Consider the following 22,323-nt stretch of genomic DNA (forward strand, 5'->3'; position numbering starts at 1 on the left):
TGGCTGCAAAGAGTGTTCTAGACCACGATGTTCACGATCTTGTTCGGGACGGTGATGACCTTTTTCATCTCTTTCCCGTCGATCCACTGGCGGATGCGCTCGTGGGAGAGTGCCCGTTTCTCGAGTTCCTCTTTGGGAAGGTCCCTCGGTACCTCGATCCTGGCCCGGACCTTGCCGTTCACCTGGATCACCACCGTGACGACCTCGTCGATGGTGAGGGCCTCGTCGTATGTGGGCCAGGGGTGGTAGGCGAGGGTGCCTTCATGGCCGAGTTTCTCCCACATCTCTTCGGCGATATGGGGTGCATAGGGGGCGATGATGAGGACGAATGGCTCCCACAGGGACCGAGGCACGCGCTCGAGCTTGTAGATCTCGTTGATGTAGGTCATCATCTGGGCGATGGCGGTGTTGAACCTGAGATGCTCGGTGTCCTCTGTGACCTTCTTGATCGTCTTGTGGAGGAGCTTGAGGAGGTCGGGATCGGGTTCTTCGTCCGTGATCTCCCGTTCGCTTATGTCCCACACCCTGTTGAGGAAGCGGTGTACCCCCACGAGCCCTTTGGTCGACCAGGGCTTCGTGGCCTCGAGCGGTCCCATGAACATCTCGTACATCCTCAGGGAATCCGCACCGTACTCCTCGACGATATCGTCGGGGTTCACCACGTTGCCCCGGGATTTCGACATCTTCTCCCCGTCTTCGCCCAGGATCATGCCTTGATTCACCAATCTCATGAACGGCTCGTCGGTGTTCACGAGTCCGAGATCGTAGAGCACCTTGTGCCAGAACCGGGCGTAGAGGAGGTGGAGTACTGCGTGTTCTGCCCCTCCCACGTAGAGGTCTACCGGCATCCAGTAGTCGATCTTCTCGCGCGATGCGAATTCCCGGTCATTGTGCGGGTCGAGATACCGGAGGTAGTACCAACAGGAACCGGCCCACTGCGGCATGGTGTTGGTCTCCCGGTAGGCCTTTCTCCCTGATCCATCGGGCGCGGTGGTCTCAACCCATTCCCTGATAGCCGCAAGTGGAGATTCTCCGGTACCGGTTGGTTTGTAGCTTTCCACCTCTGGGAGGGTCACTGGAAGCTGGTCGTAGGGCACTGGCTGAACCCCATCTCCCTCTACGTGTACCACGGGAATAGGTTCACCCCAATACCGCTGTCGTGAGAAGATCCAGTCCCGCAGGCGGTAGTTCACTGCGCGCTTCCCGATTCCCTTTTCCTCCATGTAGGCGATGATCTTCTCTTTCATCTCCTTGGTGGGGAGGCCGCTGAAGGGGCCCGAGTTGATGCTGATGCCTTCCTCCACGAAGGCTTCGGTGAGTTCTTCTTCCTTGCCGTTCCTCGAGACCACTTGGACAATGGGAAGGTCGAACTTCTTCGCGAACTCCCAGTCTCGCTCGTCGTGGGCCGGGACAGCCATGATGGCGCCCGTACCGTAGGTGATGAGGATGTAGTCGGAGATCCACACCGGGATCTCTCTCTCCGTGAAAGGGTTGATGGCGTAGGCCCCTGTGAACACACCGGTCTTTTCCTTGGCGAGATCGGTGCGCTCGAGATCGGATTTGAGCTGGGCCTGTCGTACGTATGCCTCGACAGCCTCTCGCTGTTCAGGGGTGGTGATCTTCTGCACGAGCGGATGCTCGGGCGCGAGCACCATGTAGGTGGCGCCGAAGACCGTGTCGGGTCTGGTGGTGAAGACCTCGATATGACCGTCGTGGTCTTTGAGGGGGAATCGGATGTCCGCCCCCTCGCTTCTGCCGATCCAGTTGCGCTGCATGGTCTTGATGGACTCGGGCCAGTCGAGCTTGTCGAGACCTTCCAGGAGTCGGTCTGCATAGGCGGTGATCCTGAGCATCCACTGTCTGAGGGGTTTTCTGATCACGGGATGGTTTCCCCGTTCCGAGCGTGGTCCCTCGGGGGTCTGGATTACCTCCTCGTTCGCGAGCACCGTGCCGAGGGCCTCACAGAACCAGACAGGCACCTCCGCCATGTACGCGAGTCCCATCTCATACATCTTGAGGAACATCCACTGGGTCCACTTGTAGTACTCCGGCCTGTGTGTGGCGATCTCTCTGTCCCAATCGTAGGAGAAGCCGAGGGACTGGATCTGCTTCCTGAAACGATTGATGTTTCTCTCGGTGGTGATACGGGGATGTGTTCCCGTGGTGATGGCGTAGATCTCGGCAGGCAGGCCGAAGGAGTCGAACCCCATGGGATGGAGGACCTGATAGCCTCGCATCCGGAGGTAGCGGCAATAGATGTCGGTGGCGGTGTAGCCCTCCGGGTGTCCCACGTGGAGGCCCTCTGCCGAGGGATAGGGGAACATGTCGAGGACGTATCTTCGTTTTTCCCTCGGAACCGACGGATCTTCCTTGACGGAAAAGGTCTTGTGTTCAAGCCAGTAGCGTTGCCATTTCTTTTCTATGTCTCTGAATGAGTAGTTTTTCATGGTGAAAGATGATACAGGAGGTTCAGGGTGAGGTCAATAGAGAGTCCGGAAGGTAAAAAAAGTCCCCCCAGGAAAGGAGGTAGAAACCTGGGGGGAACAAAGCGGGTAACTCTTCGCGTCCTTCTCGGGAAAGGAGGTGAAACCCGAGAAGGAACATCGTTCCATTACCTGATTCAGAATATACTACAGGTGGAGTGAAAATGTCAAGAGGAATATCAAAAAAATCTCTAAAATCTCCAAAATTTCCAACCCCTTCCCCTTGCCCGCGTGTCCGGGATCTGAGGTGAGGGGAAAGGCTTGTGGAAAACGTGTGAATATTGTGGAAAACCTCTGAATTTCCGGATGAATTCCAGGGGTGTTTCCTCTTGAGAATCCTGGGGAGATCCTCACTAACCCCTTTCAGTGTATAGGGAACTGTTTCATTGTCACATCATCTTCCGTACACCGGCAGGCTGTGGAGGACACGGCGGAGAGAGGGAGCGTGAGAGGGCTGAGGGTTCGAGTAACCTTTTTTGCACACCTTTTCGTCGAAAAAAGTTTACTTTGTTGAAAAACTGTTCATTTACAACCGGGAGTCGAGGGGCCATCATAATGCTGATCACAAACGACCGGAGGTGTGGATGATTGAGATCAGATCTGTGGGGGAGGAGGCGGGATCCATCTCCCCGTCCGGATCCCCCTCGAGGGGGTCGGCCTCGTTCCTGACGACGCTCAAGAAGAACAGGCAGTTCCTCGTCATGCTCATTCCCGTGACCGTCTATCTTCTCATCTTCAATTATGCACCCATGGCGGGGCTCATCTTGGCGTTCAAGCGCTACATTCCGGCGCTCGGTTTCTGGAAGAGTCCCTGGGCGGGGCTTTCCAACTTCAAGTTCCTCTTCGTTTCAGGGGCCTTCGGAAGGATCCTCTTCAACACGGTGTTCTACAACGTGATCTTCCTGATCACGTGTCAGGCCCTGGGGATGATGGTGGCCATTCTCATCTCGGAGCTCCGCTTGAAGAAGCTCAACAACCTGCTCCATTCGCTCACCTTCTTTCCTTATTTTGTCTCATACGTGGTGGTGGGGGCCATCGTGTACAACATCTTCAGCTACGAGTTCGGGGTGTTCAACAACCTTCTGGAAGCCTGGGGAGCCGAGCCCGTGAACGTGTACCAGATGCCGAACGTGTGGGTCTTTATCCTCACCTTCCTCAACTCGTGGAAGTGGGTGGGGTACACGAGCATCATCTACTATACCACCATCGTGGGGATCGACCCCGAACTCTACGAAGCGGCCGAGATCGATGGGGCTTCCACCCTCGCGAGGATATGGCACATCACCGTGCCGTACCTGAAGGTCACGCTCCTCACCATCGTCCTCTTCCAGTTGGGGAGTATTTTCAAAGGGCAGTTCGATCTCTTCTACAACGTGATAGGGAACAACGGTCAGCTTTTCGAGGCGACCGACGTGGTGGACACCTATGTCTTCAGGATGCTCATCACCAACTTCGATGTGGGGCTGGGGACCGCGGCGGGGCTGTTCCAGTCGTTTTTCGGTTTCCTGCTCATGATGATCGTGAACGGGGTGGTAAAGAAGGTCCGCCCCCAGTACGCACTCTTCTAGGAGGATCTCATGCGGTTCGGAAGACCTATGTCCAGGGAAGGGCTTGTGTTCCAGTTCGTAGGATACGGCCTGCTGATCGTGGTGGTGATTCTGTGCGTGGCACCGCTTCTCCTCGTGGTGTCGGGATCGCTCTCTTCCGAGGAGTCCATCTATCAGCATGGGTTCTGGTTCATCCCGCGGGAGTTCTCGTTCGATGCGTACCGCATCCTGTTCAAGGCGCCCAAGGATGTGCTTCAGGCCCTGTGGATAAGTGTATTGGTGGCTGCAACGGGGACGATCACGAGTGTGTTCGTGGCGTGCATGGTGGCGTACGTGCTCATACAGCCGGAGTTCGCCTACAAGCGGTTCTTCTCGATCTTCATCTACTTCACGGCGATCTTCTCGGGCGGGCTCATCCCCACCTACATCCTCATGGTGCGGTACCTCCACCTGAAGAACACCCTCCTTGCCCTCATCCTTCCTCAATGGATCACGGCCTGGAATCTCTTCCTGCTCAGGAACTTCTTCACCGAGATACCCTATTCGGTGGTGGAGTCGGCGAGGATCGATGGGGCGAAGGAGTTCACGATCATGACGAGGCTGGTGATTCCCATGGCCATGCCGGGCATCACCACCATCGCACTCTTCCAGATTCTCTACTACTGGAACGACTGGGTGCAGGCCATGCTCTATATCACGGACAAGGCACTGTATCCCTTCCAGTACTATCTCTACACCATGCTCCACAACTTCCTCTCGGTGCAGAATGCCATTGCGAATGCGGGGATCGTGCTCCCCTCGGTGCCCACCGAGAGTTTCAAGATGGCGATGACCGTGATCGCGATTCTTCCGATCGCGATCATCTTCCCCTTCATCAAGCGGTTCTTCGTCACCGGCTTGAGCAAGGGGGCGATCAAGGGATGAATCCGGGTGTTACCCGGTGGAAGATATACTATACTGGTAAGGAGTGACGTATGAGGAATGTCGTAAAGGGCGTATGGCTCGGCCTCCTCATGGTGCTGCTCTCCTTCGGGCTCTGGGCGACCGGGGCTCAGGAGGGGGAAACCGCCGGCGGGACGCAGGAACTCAAGCCTGTCGAGCTGGTGATGTGGCTCGTGGGCGACTCGGTGCCCGACTATGAGCTCATGCTCCAGGAGCTCAACAAGCTCACCAAGGAGGAGCTCAACGCCACCATCAAGGTGAACTTCACCACCTGGACCGACTGGAAGACCAAGTTGCGGCTCCTCCTCACCTCGGGTGAGGCTTTCGACCTGGTCCACATGGCGCCCTGGGGGATCTACCAGGAGGCCTCCAAGTTGGGGCTCCTGCTTCCGCTGGAGGATCTGGCCCCGAAGTACGCGCCTGTGACCTGGCAGAGCTACTCTCCTGATGTGCTCAAGCAGGCCACGGTGAACGGACACGTGTACATGCTCCCCTTCAACTACACCGATCCCTACGGGAACGGGTTCCTCTACCGGCTCGATCTCGCCGAGAAGTACGGACTCGGGAAGATCAGGAATATCGAGGACCTGGAGACCTACCTGGTGACCCTCGCCAAGAACGAGAAGGGTATCATCCCCTACAATGCGGGCGAGTTCGATCTCACCACCTATCCCGAGACGATCTGCGCCGCCATGCCCTCGTTCCCCAAGGCGGGAGGCGAGGATATCATCCAGGGGCTCATGCCGTACTTCTACGTGTTTTACGACGATCCGACCCCTGAGCCCGAGTTCATCCTCGAGCATCCGTCCTTCAGGGAGGCGATCGAGTTCTCGCGGGGTCTGTACCTTGCCGGAGCGATTCCCAAGGGTGTGCTCTCCAACCAGGTGGGGTCCCGCGAGGCGTTCATCAACGGGACGAGTGCGGTCACCCTCCTCAACCCGCTCAATGCGAACGAGGTGTACCAGCAGGTGGCAGCCAAGCATCCCGATTGGAAGCTCGACTACTGGAACCCCTACCTGAATCTCGATCACCCGACCAAGGCTCCCGCGATCAACAACGGGATGTCCGTACCGGCGAGCTCCCGGAATCCCCAGCGGGCCCTCATGTTCCTGGAGAAGCTTCACCAGGACCAGCGCTATCACGACCTCACGAGCTATGGTATCCGCGGCAAACACTGGGATCTCGACGAGAACGGCCAGATCGTGCTTCCGGAGGGCGTGACGGTCGACAGTACCGGTTTCGCCTGGGACAGGCCGTGTCCGTGGGGATGGAGGGAGGAGAAGTTCTACCGCCTCAATCCGCTCAAGTTCGCCTCCACTTGGCAGGTGATAAAGGATTGGTACAGCGCGTACCTCGCAAAGGCGGTGGACAGGAAGTACGTGAGCTTCTACCTCGACAAGGAGCCGATCCTCGCCGAGTTCGCGGCCGTGGACAACCTGAAGACGCAGTACGTGGATCCGCTCCTCTGGGGTATCGCGGATCCGGCCACCTATCCTGAGGTGATGGACAAGTTCTACGCAGCAGGGCTCGGGAAGGTGAAGGACGAGATCCTCAAGCAGTGGAAGGCCTACATGGCCCAGTACTGACCGGTACCGAGAGGATGCGCCCGTCGGGTGTACCCCGGCGGGCCTCCCTTTTCTCTTTCACGATTGTTGTTCCATGATGAGGAGGGTATGAGGAACGAGGGTTCACCATGGAAGCACGTGCTGAGGAGGACGCTCCTCTTCTTCTCGATCACTGCGGGGCTCACCATCATCGTGCTCACGGTAACGATCTACCTCTCCATCCAGCCCATCGTGGCCCGCAGGCTCTACCGGGTGGAGCGGCAGAACATCCACAACGCCGTCACCGGGATACGGCTCATGCAGAACCTGGCCACGAATCTCCTCATCCAGATCTACAACGATCCGCTGATCGTCCCGCTGCTGACCGTGCCGCCCGAGGATCCGCAGGAGGAGTACCTCGCCATCCAGAGCCTCAAGAAGTACTCCACCTTTATTCCCTACCTCGACTCGGTCTACATCTACAACGATGCGACAGGGAGGTGCTACCTGAGCACGTCGGCCTCCACCAACCTCTCTCTCCCGGTGGAGGAGATGTACGACAGAGAGTTTCTCGAACTCATGGAGGACGGACGCTGGATCAACAGTCCTGCGCCGATCTTCAGGTCGTACGAGGGCGACTTCCCCTTCGGCGGGCAGAGGAGGAGGGTGTTCACCTATCTCTACAACGTGATGGGGGTGCGTACCAGGCGACCGAGCGTGGTGGCGATCAACATCTCGTACGAGTGGATTACCAGCATCATGGAGTCGCTCGACGCTTCCGAGGGGTATCCGGCCTTCATCCTCGATCGTGAGGGCTCCCTCATCGGTGCCTCGATGAAGGATGAGGACCTGGTGGGCCTCGTCCGCACCACGATCCAGGGACAGGGTTCGGAGGAAGGACAGCCGCTGGTCACCACGGTGGCGACCCGGAGGGAGACCTATCTCCTGGTCTACGAGACCCTGCGTGATATGGGATGGGTGGTGGGGAAGGTGGTGCCCCTCTCCCAGGCGGTGAACGAGATCTTCGTGATACGGAGGGAGCTGCTCAAGATCGGGACAGCCTTTCTCGCGGCGGGATTCCTCGTTTCGTTCCTGCTCTCCAACCGGCTCACCCGCCTCCTCAGGAGTCTCTCAAGAGAGCAGAACGGGGAGGTTCCGTACCGTTCGTTCTTCAAGACGAGGGTGCTCTCGGATCTCCTCCTCAAGGGGCCGGATGGGGCTTCTGTACGAGTGGGAGATGCCGGGGACCTGCTCGCCATTCGAGTCTCTCCCCATTCCTGGTACGCGCTCTTGGTGTGCGAAAGGGAGGGGGGGGATGAGGCTCTCGCAGACTGGTACGCGCACCTCCTCGAGGAGGTGGAAGGCTGGGAGGAGGTACGGTGGGAGTGGCTCCAGAGGGAGGACGAGTTCCTGCTCGTGGTGGAGACCGAGCGCGATCCGGGGCAGGGACAGAGGGAGATCTTCGAGGAGTGGCACCGCAGGCTGGAGCGGGCCCTGGGGACGTCGGTGCGACTCTATGTAGCGGGGTTTTCGAGGGGGGCGGCTTCGCTTCCCCGTCTCTACAACCAGATGAGTAGTCTGCTCGCCAACAGGAGGTTCCTCGAGGGGAAGGCCGTGTTCACCCACGAGGATCTCGGCGTGCTCTCCCGCGGACACTACGAGTACCCTCAGAACAAGGAGCACGAGTTTCTGGAGGCCCTGCACCACATGGATGCAGAGACCGCGGTCTCGGTGGCGCAGGAGGTGTTCCAGGGTACCAGGTGCTTCGGGTATCATGTGTTCCAGTCGGTGAAGTACCGGCTCTGCACGGCTTTCCTCAGGGCGGTGGAGCAGGAGAATCAGTTCCTGGTGTCGACGTTCGGCCTCGATCCTGTCCGGTTCCTCGAGGAGGTTGAACGGGCCCAAGGGCCTGAAGAGGTTTCTGCAGTGTTCGAATCCGAGGTGCGACGTTTCGTGCGGCACATGGAGGATGACAGGACGAGCGATCACAAGAAGCTCGTCCAGGAGGTCTGCAGGATCATCGAGGAGGAGTACGACGACTTCAACCTGGGAGTGGCCACCCTGGCCGACAGGATAGGCCTCTCCTCGGGATACCTGGGACAGCTCTTCAAGAAGTACGTGGGTGTCTCGATGACGGACTACATCAACGAGGTGAGGGTGAGCAGGGCGATCCACTTCCTGGTGAACACCGAGGCGCCCGTGTACGAGATACCGCAGATGGTGGGGTACACGAACAAGCAGCACTTCCACGCGGTGTTCAAGAAGTATACCCGTCTGACGCCCAATGAGTACAGGAAACAGGCCCGGCTCAAGCGGGCGCAGCGGAGGGGCGAGATGGCCTCCTGAAGGGGGCGTGGGCTTCGGATACCGGGTCGGACCGTGGGTGCGGTGTTCTCATGGATGACCCGAGCGGGCAGATCCATTATCACTTGTGTGTGGAGGAACAGTATATGCAGCATAGGATTCTTCATGGTGCCGAGTACAATCCCGATCAATGGCTCGACGATCCCGAGGTGCTCGAGCAGGATATCGCGCTCATGAGGGAGGCGCGGATCGATACGGTGACGCTGGGGACCTTCTCCTGGGCGCTCCTTGAGCCCGAGGAAGGGGTGTATTCGTTTGAGTGGATGGATGAGGTGATGGAGAGGCTCGAGAGAGCGGGGATCCGGGTGATTCTTGCCACGCCGTCCGGGGCGAGGCCCAGGTGGCTCGCGTACAAGTATCCCGAGGTGCTCAGGGTGGGACCGGATAGGAGGCGGCGTCTGTTCGGCGAGCGACACAACCACTGCTTCACCTCGCCGGTGTTCCGTCAGAAGGTGTACGAACTCGACAGGAGGCTCGCGGAGCGGTACGGTCGGAGGGATCATGTGATCCTCTGGCACATCTCGAACGAGTTCTCAGGAGAGTGCCACTGCGATCTGTGTCAGGAGGCCTTCAGGCGATGGCTCTACGATCGGTATGAGGGGGATCTTGAGGCCCTCAATCGGGCGTGGTGGACGGCCTTCTGGAGCCACAGGTACACGCGTTGGGAGGAGATCGCATCGCCTTCCCCCCTTGGTGAGCCCAATCTGCACGGTCTCAACCTCGATTGGCGTCGATTTGTGACGCACCAGACCGTGGAGTTCATGCTGGTGGAGGTGCGGGCCTTGAGGGATGGAGGGTCTTCCCTCCCGGTGACGACCAATCTCATGGGGTTCCAGAGGGATCTCGACTACTTCCGGCTTGCCTCGCACTTGGACGTGGTCTCATGGGATAGCTATCCCCTCTGGCATGGGAGGGGAACTGAGACGCCGAGGGTGGCGAGTGGGGATCTCGATCACAACTGGGATCCTGCGGGAAGGGACTGGGTGCTCGCGAGTGGGGTGGCGTGGGCGCATGCCCTCCACCGAAGTCTGGGTGGTGGGAAGCCTTTCCTCCTCATGGAGAGTACGCCGAGCCATACGAACTGGCAGCCGTGGAGCAAGCCGAAGCGGCCGGGGATGCACGTGCTCTCCTCGCTCCACGCAGTGGCGCACGGCGCGGATTCGGTCCAGTACTTCCAGTGGCGTGCGGGTCGGGGTGGGTCCGAGAAGTTCCACGGTGCGGTGATGTACCACGACCGGCGTACGGATAGCCGGGTGTTCCAGGAGGTGAGGGAATTGGGAGGGGTGCTGGAGCGGCTTGCAGAGGTAAAGGGGAGCAGGGTGGAGGCCGAGGTGGCGGTGGTCTTCGACTGGGAGAATCGATGGGCGATGGAGGATGCGCAGGGGCCGAGGAACGATGGGCGGCTCGACTACGTGGAGGAGTGCTGGCGGTGGTTCGATGCCTGGCACCGGCGGGGGGTGGGGTGCGATGTCCTGCATCCAGAGGGAGACTGGTCTGCGTATCGTGTGGTGATAGCGCCGCTCTGGTACATGGTGAAGGAGGAGTGGGCAGAGCGGGTGAGGGGATTCGTGGAGGGAGGCGGGGTGTTCGTGACCACAGTGTGGAGCGGTGTGGTGGAGGAGCATGACCTCTGCCATGTGGGTGGGTTTCCGGGGCCCTTGAGGGGGCTGGTGGGAGTGCGGAGCCGGGAGGTGGATGTGCTGGTGGAGGGGGAGGTGCGGCAGGTGGCAGGGGTGTGGGGGGTGTGTGAGGGGCGCCTCCTGTGCGACGTGCTCGCGGTGGAGGATGAGGGGGTGGAGGTACGCGCGGTGTATGGGAACGGGTTCTACGCGGGGAGTCCGGCGGCGACGCGGGTGAGACGAGGTGAGGGGTGGGCCTACTACGTGGGGACCTTGCCTGCGCAGCAGGGCATCGACTGTCTGGTGGGGGAGCTCATGGAGGAGGCAGGGGTGGTGCCGGCGCTCAGGGTGGTGCCGGAGGGGGTGGATGTGTCGGTGCGAGTGGGGGAGGATGGAACCCGTTACCTGTGGCTCCTCAATTTCAGGGAGCACCCCGTGGTCGTGGATCTTTCCGAGGGCACGTGGAGGGACATGGTGGAAGAAGGGGAGCGTCGGGGTGCCCTCATCCTGCCCGGTTACGGGTACGTGGTGCTGAAGTCGTGAATGCCTCTGTGAGAGGAAGAGCCCCGGCTCGCCGGGGCTCTTCCTGTACTCGGGCTCTCAGTACCTACGGTTGAGTTCCCAGTTCCACGCAGTCTTGATGATGTACGCGAGGTCGTCCCGGGTTGGCTTCCACCCCAGAATGGTCCTCATACGTGACGAGTCGGCCACCAGGGCAGGAGGATCGCCGGCCCTCCGATCCCCCTCGATGACGGGGAATTCGCGGCCGGTGACCTTCTTCGCCGTGTCGATCACCTCTCTCACACTGTAGCCGCGGGAGTAGCCGCAGTTGAGGGCCTGGCTCTCCCCCCCGTCCATGAGGTACTCGGCGGCGAGGAGGTGGGCCTCGGCGAGATCTGTGACGTGGATGTAGTCGCGGATGGCCGTGCCATCGGGGGTGGGAAAGTCGGTGCCGAAGATGGTGATGTGCGGGCGTTCGCCCTTTGCAGCCTTGAGGATGAGAGGGATGAGGTGGGTCTCCGGGTCGTGTGCCTCTCCTATGGATCCGTCTTCGGCAGCCCCTGCGGCGTTGAAGTACCGTATCGCCACGTATCGGAAAGAGCTCCACTCCGAGAGGGACCGGAGGAACTCCTCCACCATCACCTTGCTGCTTCCGTAAGGGTTTACCGGTGTGAGCCGCGCATCCTCGGAGATAGGCACCCTCTCGGGATGGCCGTAGACTGCAGCAGTGGACGAGAAGATGAAGTGGTGGACCCCTGTGTGCATCATGGCCTGCACGAGCCGGATGGTCCCCACGGTGTTGTTCTCGAAGAATTCGAGGGGCCGTTCCGTGGAGATCCCCACCTCGATGAATGCGGCGAAGTGCATCACCACATCGGGCCTGAAGGAGAGGAGGACCTCGCGGAATTTCTCGGTGTCGTGGAGGTCTCCGACTCTGAGGTCTGAAGGCTCCACAGCCTCCCTGTGTCCGTGTGAGAGATTGTCGTAGACCACGACTTCATGACCTCGTTCCTTGAGAAGCCGGTACACGTGGCTCCCTATGTACCCTGCTCCGCCTGTGAGCACGAAACGCATGGATCCTCCTTCACGGGTGGATTTCGTAGTGAGTATAGCGGAAACGAGGGGCAGTGGAAATGAAGAGTTCGTCCAAAAAGTAAAGAACCTCAAAAAAACAGGGGGCCTCGTGCCCCCTGTCGAACGATGCGCTCTTCGCCCGTCACACCGCTTCGGCGACCATGTCGCCTACTTCTTCGGTGTTGTATCCCATCTTGCCTGCAGAGAGGCTCTCGAGTTTCGTACAGGTGAGGGCCACCGCCTTCTCTATGGCCTTTGCCGCCTCGTGCTCACCGAGGAAATCGAGCATCATCCTTCCTGCCTCTATGGCGGCGAGAGGGTTGATCATCTTCTTCCCGGTGTACTTGGGGGCCGAGCCTCCGATGGGTTCGAACATGGAGACGCCTTCCGGATTGATGTTCCCCCCTGCGGCGATTCCCATGCCTCCCTGGATCATGGCACCCAGGTCGGTGATGATGTCACCGAAGAGGTTCTCCGTGACCAGGACGTCGAACCACTCGGGGTTCTTCACGAACCACATGGTGGTGGCGTCCACGTGCATGTAGTCCCTGGGGATGTCGGGATACTCTCTCTCGCCCATCTCTTCGAAGGCCCGGTACCAGAGATCGCCGCAGTGGGTGAGGACGTTGCGTTTGTGGACCAGGTGGATGGGCTTGCTGCGGGACTTCTCGCTCTCTGCATTCCGCCGTTTTTTCAGTTCGAAGGCGAACTCGAGGCAGCGATCCACGGTCCTCCGGTCGTAGACCATCACCTGGGTGGCGATCTCGTCAGGAGTACCCTTTCGGGTGACGCCGCCGTGTCCGGTGTAGATCCCACCGGTGTTCTCACGGACCACCACAAAGTCTATATCCTCGGGCCCCTTGTCTTTGAGCGGACAATCGACGCCGGGATAGAGCTTGACCGGTCTGAGGTTGATGTACTGGTCGAGGTCGAAGCGGATTTTGAGGAGAAGTCCGGTCTCGAGTATGCCGGGTTTCACGTCTGGGTGGCCTATGGCGCCGAGGTAGATGGCATCGAAGTGGGTGAGCTCCTGCACTTCCTCGTCGGAAATGATCTTCCCGGTCTTGAGGTAGCGTTCGCCGCCGTAGTCGAAATACGTGAAGTCGAGTTTGAATCCATACTTCGCTGCGGCTGCCGTGAGGACCTTTACTCCCTCGGCCACCACCTCGGGACCTGTGCCGTCTCCAGGGATCACTGCGATCTTGTGGGTTTTCATGTCACCTCCAGGGCTTGTTGATGTCGACTGGATTGTTCAGGTGTAGAATAAATCGAGAAAAAAATCAACATGGACTTATGGAGAGAAACGGAGGGAGGAGAAGGGCGGAGCCCGAGAGCTCCGCCCCGGAGGGACTGTTAGAACAGACCGTCGATGCCCATGGTGGCCACGGCGTCATCGTCGAAGAGGGACCTTCGGGAGGCGTCGTCGTCGGACCAGCCGGGGGCGCTGAGCCACTTCGAAGACTGGCACCAGGCGGCTCCCCAGTAGAAGATGCCCTTGACGTTGGAGTATGCAGACACCGTGTTCTTGAGTGCCTGGAGGAACTGGTACTGGCCCTGAGGAGTCTGGGGATAGGGCACCTGGCTTCCTGAGTAGCCCTTTAGATTGGTGTCCCAGTAGTAGGCCGTTTCCACGATGTATACTTCTTTACCGAGGGAGTTCACATAGGAGAGGTTGTTCGAAAGATCACTGAGCGAGCCCTGCCACATGGTGTAGTAGGAGAGACCGATGGCGTTCACATCCCCCCACTGGCCGTCGTTGTTCCGGAAGTTGGTGATCCAGTTCTGGGTGGTGGATCGGCTCCCGCCGGAATCGAGGTGGATCATGATCTTGGCGCTGCTTCCTGCATCTTTCACCCCGTTGATGCCGGAATTGATGAGCCATGCCATATTGCGCCATGAGCCACCTGACCGATAGGGGCCGCCGAGGTCCCACAGGAGGCCGTTGGTGATCTCATTGCCGATCTGCACCATATCGGGCGCCGCCCCGGCATTCCTGAGCTGGGTAATCGCATCCTTGGTCCAGTTGTACACATAGGTGCAGAGGGTGTTGATGTTGCTCGTCTGCCAGGCAGAGGGTGTCCACTGGTTACCCGGGTCGGCCCACCAGTGGGAGTAGTGGAAGTCGACGAGGAGTTTGAACCCCTTGCTCTTGGCGATGGCACCGAGCTGTTTCGCATAGGTGAGGTCGGTGAACATGGCGTAGTTGGGATTGTCGGGCGGATCGACGTTGACGCGGACACGCACCCAGGTGTAGCCGTGATCCTTGAAGATCTGGAAGACGTCCTTCACCTGACCGTTCGTGTCCCTGTACTGGACCCCGTGGTTCTGGGCATAGAGTGCCTCTGAGAGGTCCACCCCGATCTGGAGGGAGCTGGTCGCTCTCGCCCCCACATCATCGGCCACATCGGTGTGTGAGCCGAAGATCTCGTTTCCGCACCCTCCGAGGAGGAGTGTGAGAAGGAGCGCTCCGAGGAGGAGCCACAGGGGAGTGAAGATCTTGTGTCGCATAGCGACCTCCGTAGTGGTGTAGTGGACTCCGCGCATCGCGCGGGCTGTATCCCAGGATAGGGTGTGGGGAGAATGCAGTAAATTTTCAAAAATTGGAAAAAGTAACGAAACCGAGAAAATGAAGAAATTCTTACCGAAACATAGTGTAGTTCTGATATTCCGACGTGTACCGGGTCATAATTTTTTCAATAAGTCGGTGGAACCAAGGGCATGGTGAGGGAAAACTTGACAGATGGGGCCGTGGGTGCGATAAAGGAGGAGATCGGTGGTAAGGAGGAACAGGTGAGGCTGTGTGGTGTGCATGTACAGGAAGGGTGTTTCGTCCATTCCTTCGAAGGAGGCTCTCTCTCGTTCCAGGTCGAACGTGTACCCCTCGGCTGGGTGGTACGTGGGACCGTGGAGGGGAGGCCGGGACGGCTCGAGGTGGTGCGTCTGCCGCTCCGGTTCCCCCTTCTGCTCCACTCGTGGGAGTCATGGGGGGCATGTCCACTTGTGGATGAGGGGTGGCGGTTCCCCTGGGGCGAGCGTCAGTACGAGGATTGGCGGTATACCGTCTCCCCGGTGCCTGAGCTCATGCGCGAGGGGGTGGTGAGCGACTACCTGGTGGCATGGGAGCACGGGATGGCGGGATTCCTCACCTCGCGGTATGCGCACGGGTTCTTCACCGTGGAGGGGGAGGAACTGGTGGGCTACCTCGAGTTCTTCGACAGGGAGTTCGAGGAGCCGGTCCCCCTCGAGCCGCTTGTGGTGCTGGAGGGGGCGAGAATGTGGGAGCTTCTGGAGGGGTATGCGACCATGGCGGGGAGGGAGAACCGGGCGCGGGTACCTGCGTACTCGCCTCTGGGGTGGTGCAGCTGGTACCACTACTTCCTCGACCTCACCTGGGATGAGGTGCGAAAGAACCTCGCCCGTGCGAGGGAATGGCCGTTCGAGGTCTTCCAGGTGGACGATGCCTACGAGGCCGATATCGGTGACTGGCTCGAGCCGAGGGAGGGGTTTCCGTCGGTGGAGGAGATGGCGAGGGTGATCAAGGAGGCGGGCTTCAGGCCGGGGATATGGACCGCTCCGTTCTGTGCCTCCTCCACCTCCCGGGTCTTCAGGGAGCATCCGGAGTGGTTCGTGAAGGAGGACGGTCGTCCGCGTGTGGCCTTCAGGAACTGGGACAAGGACATCCATGCACTCGATCTCTCGAATCCCGAGGTGCAGGATCACCTCACGGGGCTCTTCTCCTCGCTTAGGGCTGTAGGGTACGAGTACTTCAAGATAGACTTTCTCTTCGCAGGGGCTGTTCCGGGGGAGCGATACCTGAAGGTGAGCCCGGTGGAGGCCTACCGGATGGGACTCGAGACGATCCGGGAGGCGGTCGGTGATGCCTTCATCCTGGGGTGCGGGGCGCCGCTCCTCCCCTCGGTGGGTCTGGTGGACGGGATGCGGATCGGGCCCGACACCACTCCCTTCTGGGATCGTAGTATCCCCGACAACGGTGCGCCGGCGATTCGGTACGCCCTCCGCAACGCCCTCCACCGTGCCTTCATGCACCGACGGTTCTGGCTCAACGATCCCGACTGCCTCCTCCTGAGGAAGGAGCGGATCTCGCTCTCTGAGGAGGAGAGGCGCACGTTCGCGTTGACGGCCGGGGCGCTCGACGGGATGCTGGTGGACAGCGATGACCTGGCCCTGGTTGATGAGGAGGGAAAGGCGCTCCTGCACGAGGCCCTGTCCCTCACAGGGGGGCGGCCCCATGTGCGCAGGTGTGGTGAGGCCTGCTATGAGGTCATCTCCGAGGGGACGAGGAGCGGGATGGTGCGGCTTCTGGTGAACCTCTCTGAAGAGGCGAAGGTGGTGGAGGGCACCACGGTGCCTCCTCATGGGACGGTGCTGGAGAGGGAGGAGCAGGCCCTTGGTCTTTCGCGGCGGGTGGAGGAGCGGGATGGTCGGCGATTTACGTACTACCACAGGGAGGAGTAGCTATGGAACTCCGCTACAACGTGCTCACCGGTGAGTGGGTGATCGTCTCGGGGGCCACGCAGCGGCGGCCGGTGCAGCCGGGTCAGTCCGAGTGCCCCATCTGCCCGGGTGGGCTCGAGCTTCCGGGGGACTACGACCTGGTGAGTTTCGAGAATCGCTTTCCTTCGCTCTCCCGTGAGGCCGAGGAGGTGGAGGATCTCTCGCCGGTGTTGAGGCGGGCGGCGGCGAGAGGGGTATGCGAGGTGGTGGTGTACACCTCGAAACACGAGGGGGCCCTCCCCGAGATGGAGACCGCTCAGGTGGAGAAGCTGGTCCACATGTGGTGCGATCGGATGAGGGAGCTCTCATCGTTGTCGTTCGTGGAATATGTGTTCATCTTCGAGAACAGGGGGAAGGAGGTGGGGGCCTCACTCCCTCATCCGCATGGTCAGATCTATGCCTTTCCTTTCCTCCCGCCCCGGGTGAAGGCCAAGGTGGAGGCGGCGGCGGCCTTCGGCGAGGAGCACGGACGATGTCCGGTGTGTGCGGTGCTCGAGGAGGAGCGGGCCCGGGGTGAGCGGATCATCCTGGAGGGGAAGCACTTCGTGGCCCTCGTGCCGTTCTACGCGAGGTTCCCTTACGAGGTACATATCTACCCGGTGAGGCATGTGGACAACCTCATGTACTTCTCGTTCGAGGAACGGGCCGAGTTTGCACGGATGCTCAAGACCGTGACCGCGGCCTACGATCGGCTCTTCGATGAACCGTTTCCCTACATGATGATGTTCTTCCCGGCTCCGCTTAGGGTGGCCTCGCCGTTCTTCCACTTTCACGTGGAGTTCGATCCTCCCAAGAGGGATAAGGACAAGCTCAAGTGGATGGCGAGTGTGGAGACGGGGACGGGTGCGTTCATCAATCCGGTGCCGCCGGAGGAGGCGGCCGCACGTCTCGCAGCCTGTGTGAAGGAGGTTCAGGATGAGGTTCAGGGCGCCCGGTAGGGTGAATATCATCGGCGAGCACACCGACTACAACGATGGGTTCGTCCTCCCGTTTGCGATCGATCGGTGGATCGAGGTGGAGGTGGAGCCGTCGGATCGGTGGGTGGTGTGGTCTGAGAGGACGGGGGAGGAGGTGCCGTTCTCCCCTGATGAGCGGAGAGGTGACTGGTCGGACTATGTGGCCGGGGTGGTGTGGGCGTTGAGGAAGCGTGGTCTTTCGCTCAGGCGGGCCCGGCTCCTGGTGAGGGCCACGCTGCCGGATGGTGCGGGGCTCTCGAGTTCGGCGGCCCTGGAGGTGGCGACCGGGGCGGCGGTGTGTGCGGCGAGCGGGTACGAGCTGGACAGGGATCTCCTGGTGGAGGCGGCGTGGGAGGCGGAGAACGAGTTCGTGGGGATGCGGTGCGGGATCATGGATCAGTTCGTGGTGGCGCATGGGCGGGAGGGGCACGCGTTGCTCCTCGATACGCACACGCGCGAGTTCAGGCTGGTGCCGATTTCTCTTCCGGGGGCGGAGTTCTTCCTGGTGAACTCGGGGGTGAAGCACGAGCTGGCCTCCTCGGGGTACAACACGAGGCGGGCGGAGTGTGCGGCGGTGCTGGAGCGGCTGGGGAAGGGGAGTTTCAGGGAGGTGCGGCCGGAGGAGGTGGATGGGCTTCCCGATCCGCTCCGCCGGAGGGCGCGGCATGTGCTCACGGAGAACGAGCGTGTGATGCGGACGGTGGATGCCCTCGAAAGGGGGGATGTGGCGGAGGTGGGGAGGCTGCTCTCTGCCTCGCACCGGAGTCTCCGGGACGACTACGAGGTCTCCTGCGAGGAGATCGACTGGTTGGTGGAGCGGGTGGAGGGTGTGGAGGGGGTGTACGGGGCTCGGATGGTGGGAGGGGGGTTCGGTGGCTCGGTGCTGGTGCTCGCGAGGGAGGGAGTGGCGGATGGGCTCGAGGGGGTGCTGGGGGAGTACGGGGCGCGGTGGGGGGTGGAGGCCGGGGTGCTGCGGGTGAGGAGCGCGGATGGGGTGGGGAGGGTGGACTGATCATGAGGATGAGTGTCTTCCTCCCCCATAGTGGTTGAAGAAGCAACATCCCCCAATAAACGAGCAATATTTCCCACGACTCCACGGGAAAGAAGTCCTATCATGTGTCCCTAGGTCCTCTGTCGGAGGTTCCATTCTTTATCATGAGGAGGGGCACATGAAAAAGGTGATTCTTTGTTGTGGAATGCTTCTTTCATTCCTCCTTCCTCTTTTTGGGGAGGTAGGCGCGAGTGCCTATATGACAGGTGAAGTGTGGGGTACGAATGGTTTCCTTCTCAATAACCAGGAGCAGAAGGACGATGACTCCCTCACTGTGTGGGTGAACGGGAAACGAGCCGGGATGTACTTTAGAGTGTGGGCGTATCCATTGGAGAACAATAAGGATAACCTGTTGAGGCTGAGATCAATAAAGGTGTGGTTCAAACCTATAGATGTAGTCACTGTCTCGGTGGGAAACGTAGGGTCTTATCTCTATACAGAGCAGCTAGACTGGTGGCAAACACCTGCGGGTGCGAGTTATGCTCAGTATCAGGCATGGGATACTCGATGGTCCAACTACGCAGGATACGAAGGCGGAGGAGTGGGAGTGGAACTCTCTCCGATGGAGAATCTCTATCTTGCCTTTGGAATCACTCCGGGGTTTGGTACTCGATTCATGCAGGAAGGAGAGCTCATCTCCAATGATCTGAGATACGGAGCGGTGGTAAAATACTCCTTTCCAGGAATAGGATCGGTGGGAGCTTCTTTCCGAGATGATGGTTTCGGAGAAGGAACATCCGAGATACCCCATGAGCAGAAAATCGCAAAGTTCGGATTCGACGTCTCCGCCATTGAGGGAATGTATGGATTCCTTCAATTTGTCTTCAGATTCGATACCAGTGCGTCCGCATGGGGGACATCGGATGATCCCCTTGCGCTTCAAGGAATCTCACTCGATCCCTATTTCTCCTATTCGTTCGAAGATTTTTCCCTTCAGGCTCATATACCACTCACCTTCCGACTTACTGGTGGATCTGATGACCCCTCGTACATGACATTTGATGTGAAAGTCTCATATGCACTCAGCACGTATATTCCTTATGTGAGGATTCAGCAGCAGGGAGATGTTCCTCTTCTTTTCAATGAAGATTTCGCCTTTGAACCTCAATATAACATAGGAGTGGAGTGGGGGTTTGACGCCAACAGCTGGTTCGATGTGAGCCTCCAGATAGAGAATGTCGAGGGAAAGATTTCCTGGTGCATTCCTTTTTCTGCACGAGCGGGGTTCTGATAGAGGAAGGGCAGGGTGTTATGCTGTCTCCCTACTCTCCTATAGGTGGTGAGAGCAATTTTGTCCATGTTCAGCACAAGATTGGCCAAGATGACGTGGGGAAAATTCGCATAGAATAGACGGGGAGATCGCTTTTATAGTGTCTCTTATAAAGAGGTTTCTCCAGGAGGCGTGATGAAGTTCACCGACGGGTACTGGCGGATGCGCAAGGGAGTGACTCCTTTTTTCCCTCGTACGGTGTGGGAGGTGATCAGGGAGGAGACAGAGGTAAAGGCTTATGTGCTCTGCACAGAGGTTCGACACAGGGGTGATACCCTCAACGTCCCCCTCCTCACGGTGCGGATATGGTCGCCGAGGGAAGATGTCCTCGGTGTGGAAGTGGTACATCACCTCGGAGGAGTGCCCAAGGCCCCCGATCTCCTCCTCCCGGAGAGGAGGAGCCCCCTTCCCCTTCGGGTAGAGGAGGCCGAGGAGGCCCTGATGGTCTCTTCCGGGAGGCTTTCGGCGCGGCTCTCCACCACCAGGTGGGGACTCGAGTTCCTGGGAGAGGGGCGGTTCCTCACCGACTCGAAGGAGAAGAACCTGGGTTATGTGGTCACTTCGGAGGGCGAGGCCTTCCTCCATGAGCAGTTACGGCTCAGTGTGGACGAGTTGATCTATGGTCTTGGTGAGCGTTTTACCCCGTTTGTCAAGAACGGCCAGGTGGTGGAGATATGGAACGGTGATGGCGGGACGAGCAGCGAGCTCGCCTACAAGAACGTACCCTTCTACCTGAGCTCGAGGGGCTATGGGGTATTCGTGAACGATGCGGGCCCGGTCTCGTTCGAGGTGGGCTCGGAGAAGGTCTCCAGGGTTCAGTTCAGTGTGCCGGGCGAACGGCTCGAGTACTTCATCATATACGGGCCGGACCCTATGGAGGTGCTCGAGAAGTACACCGATCTTACCGGCAAGCCGGCCCTTCCTCCCGCCTGGTCGTTTGGTCTGTGGCTCACCACCTCCTTTATCACGGACTACGATGATGCCACGGTACGGAGCTTTGTCACCGAGATGAAGGACCGGGGAATCCCCCTGAGTGTGTTTCACTTCGACTGTTTCTGGATGAAGGGACTCCACTGGACGAGCTTCCTCTGGGACAGGGAGCGGTTCCCCGATCCGGAGGGCCTCCTCGCCTGGCTCAAGGAACAGGGAGTACGCTCGTGCGTGTGGATCAATCCTTACATCGCCCAGCAGTCGGAAGTCTTTATGGAAGGCCTTGAGGGTGGGTTCTTCCTCAAGAGGCCCGATGGCACGGTGTGGCAGACCGATGACTGGCAGGCGGGGATGGCGATCGTGGATTTCACCAATCCGCGCGCGCGTGAGTGGTTTGCCTCGAAGCTTGAGGACCTCCTGGAGATGGGGGTGGATTCCTTCAAGACCGACTTCGGTGAGCGCATCCCGGTGGATGTGGTCTATTACGACGGGTCGGACCCTATTCGGATGCACAACTACTATTCGTTTCTCTATAATCGGACGGTATTTGAGGTGCTGGAGAGAAAGAGAGGACGGGGAGAGGCGGTCTGCTTTGCCCGTGCGACCACAGCAGGGGGACAGCAATTCCCGGTCCACTGGGGAGGCGACTGCGTCTCCACCTATGAGTCCATGGCAGAGAGTCTCCGCGGAGGGCTTTCCCTCATGTTCTCTGGATTTGCGTTCTGGAGTCACGACATAGGAGGATTCGAGAAGACCGCGACGCCCGACCTCTACAAGCGCTGGGTGGCCTTTGGGCTCCTCTCCTCCCACAGCAGGCTTCACGGGAACGAGTCCTACAGGGTGCCCTGGCTCTTCGACGAGGAGGCAGTGGAGGTGGTGCGCTTCTTCACCTCCCTCAAGCACCGCCTCATGCCCTATCTCTACACCGTAGCGGTTGAGGCCCATAGGCGGGGCGTGCCGGTGATGCGGCCTCTCCTCCTGGAGTTTCCAGCCGATCCTGGATGCCGCTACGTGGATAGGGAGTACCTGCTCGGTCCTGCGCTTCTCGTGGCCCCGGTCTTCAGCGAGAGCGGCGAGGTGGAGTTCTACCTTCCTCCAGGGCTCTGGCGCCACCTCCTCGATGGTGAGGTGCTCAGAGGGCCAGGGTGGTTCAGGAGGACATACGACTACTTTTCCCTTCCCCTCTTCCAGCGGGAAGGGTCGCTGGTGATCCTGGGGAGAGAAGAAGGGGCGGTGTACGACTACACGCGAGGGATTGTGTGTGAGGCTTTTCTGCCCTCGCCGGGTGTTGTCTCGTGGGAACAGGTGGATGCCCGGGGGAGGGGGGTAGCCTCGCTCCGACTCGAGAGAATGGGAGAAAGGGTGAGGTTCGAGAGTAACGGGTTCTCAGAAGCGAGGCTGGTGGTACATGGGGATGCGGGAGAGGGATCTGTGGAATGTTCCCTCTCGAGAGAGGGGGAGGTGAGACTTCTCTCTGAAGAGGGACGGTAGAGCCCGTCCCTCTTTTTTTGTGAGGGCGGTGGCTAA

At 59.6% G+C, this 22,323-nt stretch carries 14 protein-coding genes; 10 read left to right on the top strand and 4 right to left on the bottom strand.

Translation table 11 applies throughout. The features are described from left to right. Positions 1-17: 17 nt before the first annotated feature. Entirely contained in the window at positions 18-2,447 is a 2,430-nt protein-coding gene (gene leuS / locus SPITH_RS01770; protein WP_014624035.1) for a leucine--tRNA ligase, read from the bottom strand. A 620-nt stretch (positions 2,448-3,067) separates the two neighbouring features. On the opposite strand from leuS, the gene SPITH_RS01775 reads away from it, so the two are divergent. From SPITH_RS01775 to SPITH_RS01795, 5 genes are all read left to right on the top strand, one after another. After that, positions 3,068-4,051, top strand: coding sequence for an ABC transporter permease (locus tag SPITH_RS01775; RefSeq protein WP_014624036.1), 984 nt, complete (start codon positions 3,068-3,070; stop codon positions 4,049-4,051). A gap of 9 nt (positions 4,052-4,060) precedes the next feature. Next, positions 4,061-4,954 (top strand): carbohydrate ABC transporter permease, encoded by an 894-nt coding sequence (locus tag SPITH_RS01780; protein WP_014624037.1) that lies wholly within the window; start codon positions 4,061-4,063, stop codon positions 4,952-4,954. A gap of 50 nt (positions 4,955-5,004) precedes the next feature. Beyond that, complete coding sequence (locus tag SPITH_RS01785; protein ID WP_014624038.1) at positions 5,005-6,558, top strand: ABC transporter substrate-binding protein; 1,554 nt, start codon at positions 5,005-5,007, stop codon at positions 6,556-6,558. Positions 6,559-6,645: 87 nt separating this feature from the next. Beyond that, entirely contained in the window at positions 6,646-8,862 is a 2,217-nt protein-coding gene (locus tag SPITH_RS01790) for an AraC family transcriptional regulator (protein WP_014624039.1), read from the top strand. Positions 8,863-8,966: 104 nt separating this feature from the next. Then, on the top strand, positions 8,967-11,042 hold the full coding sequence (locus tag SPITH_RS01795) for a beta-galactosidase (protein WP_014624040.1): 2,076 nt from the start codon (positions 8,967-8,969) through the stop codon (positions 11,040-11,042). A gap of 57 nt (positions 11,043-11,099) precedes the next feature. Here the strand turns inward: SPITH_RS01795 and galE are convergent, their stop codons facing one another. The 3 genes from galE to SPITH_RS01810 all read right to left on the bottom strand — a co-directional run bounded on the left by galE (position 11,100) and on the right by SPITH_RS01810 (position 14,582). Beyond that, entirely contained in the window at positions 11,100-12,074 is a 975-nt protein-coding gene (gene galE / locus SPITH_RS01800; protein ID WP_014624041.1) for a UDP-glucose 4-epimerase GalE, read from the bottom strand. 142 nt (positions 12,075-12,216) lie between these two features. Then, positions 12,217-13,290 (bottom strand): 3-isopropylmalate dehydrogenase, encoded by a 1,074-nt coding sequence (locus tag SPITH_RS01805; RefSeq protein ID WP_014624042.1) that lies wholly within the window; start codon positions 13,288-13,290, stop codon positions 12,217-12,219. A 137-nt stretch (positions 13,291-13,427) separates the two neighbouring features. Next, on the bottom strand, positions 13,428-14,582 hold the full coding sequence (locus SPITH_RS01810; RefSeq protein ID WP_014624043.1) for a glycoside hydrolase family 53 protein: 1,155 nt from the start codon (positions 14,580-14,582) through the stop codon (positions 13,428-13,430). A gap of 225 nt (positions 14,583-14,807) precedes the next feature. Between SPITH_RS01810 and SPITH_RS01815 the strand changes: the two genes are divergently transcribed. The 5 genes from SPITH_RS01815 (at position 14,808) to yicI (ending at position 22,287) form a co-directional block, all read left to right on the top strand. Beyond that, a complete protein-coding gene (locus SPITH_RS01815; RefSeq protein ID WP_245523419.1) occupies positions 14,808-16,550 on the top strand; it encodes a glycoside hydrolase family 36 protein in 1,743 nt (580 codons plus the stop codon). A 2-nt stretch (positions 16,551-16,552) separates the two neighbouring features. Continuing rightward, positions 16,553-17,527, top strand: a complete 975-nt coding sequence (galT, locus tag SPITH_RS01820) for a galactose-1-phosphate uridylyltransferase (RefSeq protein WP_014624045.1) — start codon at positions 16,553-16,555, stop codon at positions 17,525-17,527. Continuing rightward, positions 17,505-18,557, top strand: a complete 1,053-nt coding sequence (galK, locus tag SPITH_RS01825; protein ID WP_014624046.1) for a galactokinase — start codon at positions 17,505-17,507, stop codon at positions 18,555-18,557. Before galT ends, galK begins: the two co-directional genes overlap by 23 nt. Before the next feature lie 157 nt (positions 18,558-18,714). Beyond that, the gene (locus SPITH_RS12060) at positions 18,715-19,827 is read left to right on the top strand and encodes a hypothetical protein (RefSeq protein ID WP_014624047.1); all 1,113 of its coding nucleotides are present in this window, start codon (positions 18,715-18,717) and stop codon (positions 19,825-19,827) included. A gap of 174 nt (positions 19,828-20,001) precedes the next feature. Beyond that, entirely contained in the window at positions 20,002-22,287 is a 2,286-nt protein-coding gene (gene yicI / locus SPITH_RS01835; RefSeq protein WP_014624048.1) for an alpha-xylosidase, read from the top strand. The last annotated feature ends 36 nt before the right edge of the window (positions 22,288-22,323 follow it).

Origin of the sequence: Spirochaeta thermophila DSM 6578 (genome assembly GCF_000184345.1) — a bacterium.
Classification (GTDB): Bacteria; Spirochaetota; Spirochaetia; order Winmispirales; family Winmispiraceae; genus Winmispira; species Winmispira thermophila.

What these genes read in the sequence shown, in the direction of transcription:
- SPITH_RS01790 (WP_014624039.1), top strand. Translation starts at nt 6,646, where the DNA reads ATGAGGAACGAGGGTTCACCATGGAAGCACGTGCTGAGGAGGACGCTC.
- SPITH_RS01775 (WP_014624036.1), top strand. Translation starts at nt 3,068, where the DNA reads ATGATTGAGATCAGATCTGTGGGGGAGGAGGCGGGATCCATCTCCCCG.
- galK (WP_014624046.1), top strand. Translation starts at nt 17,505, where the DNA reads ATGAGGTTCAGGGCGCCCGGTAGGGTGAATATCATCGGCGAGCACACC.
- leuS (WP_014624035.1), bottom strand. Translation starts at nt 2,447, where the DNA reads ATGAAAAACTACTCATTCAGAGACATAGAAAAGAAATGGCAACGCTAC.
- SPITH_RS01810 (WP_014624043.1), bottom strand. Translation starts at nt 14,582, where the DNA reads ATGCGACACAAGATCTTCACTCCCCTGTGGCTCCTCCTCGGAGCGCTC.
- SPITH_RS01785 (WP_014624038.1), top strand. Translation starts at nt 5,005, where the DNA reads ATGAGGAATGTCGTAAAGGGCGTATGGCTCGGCCTCCTCATGGTGCTG.
- yicI (WP_014624048.1), top strand. Translation starts at nt 20,002, where the DNA reads ATGAAGTTCACCGACGGGTACTGGCGGATGCGCAAGGGAGTGACTCCT.
- SPITH_RS12060 (WP_014624047.1), top strand. Translation starts at nt 18,715, where the DNA reads ATGAAAAAGGTGATTCTTTGTTGTGGAATGCTTCTTTCATTCCTCCTT.
- SPITH_RS01780 (WP_014624037.1), top strand. Translation starts at nt 4,061, where the DNA reads ATGCGGTTCGGAAGACCTATGTCCAGGGAAGGGCTTGTGTTCCAGTTC.
- galE (WP_014624041.1), bottom strand. Translation starts at nt 12,074, where the DNA reads ATGCGTTTCGTGCTCACAGGCGGAGCAGGGTACATAGGGAGCCACGTG.
- SPITH_RS01795 (WP_014624040.1), top strand. Translation starts at nt 8,967, where the DNA reads ATGCAGCATAGGATTCTTCATGGTGCCGAGTACAATCCCGATCAATGG.
- galT (WP_014624045.1), top strand. Translation starts at nt 16,553, where the DNA reads ATGGAACTCCGCTACAACGTGCTCACCGGTGAGTGGGTGATCGTCTCG.
- SPITH_RS01805 (WP_014624042.1), bottom strand. Translation starts at nt 13,290, where the DNA reads ATGAAAACCCACAAGATCGCAGTGATCCCTGGAGACGGCACAGGTCCC.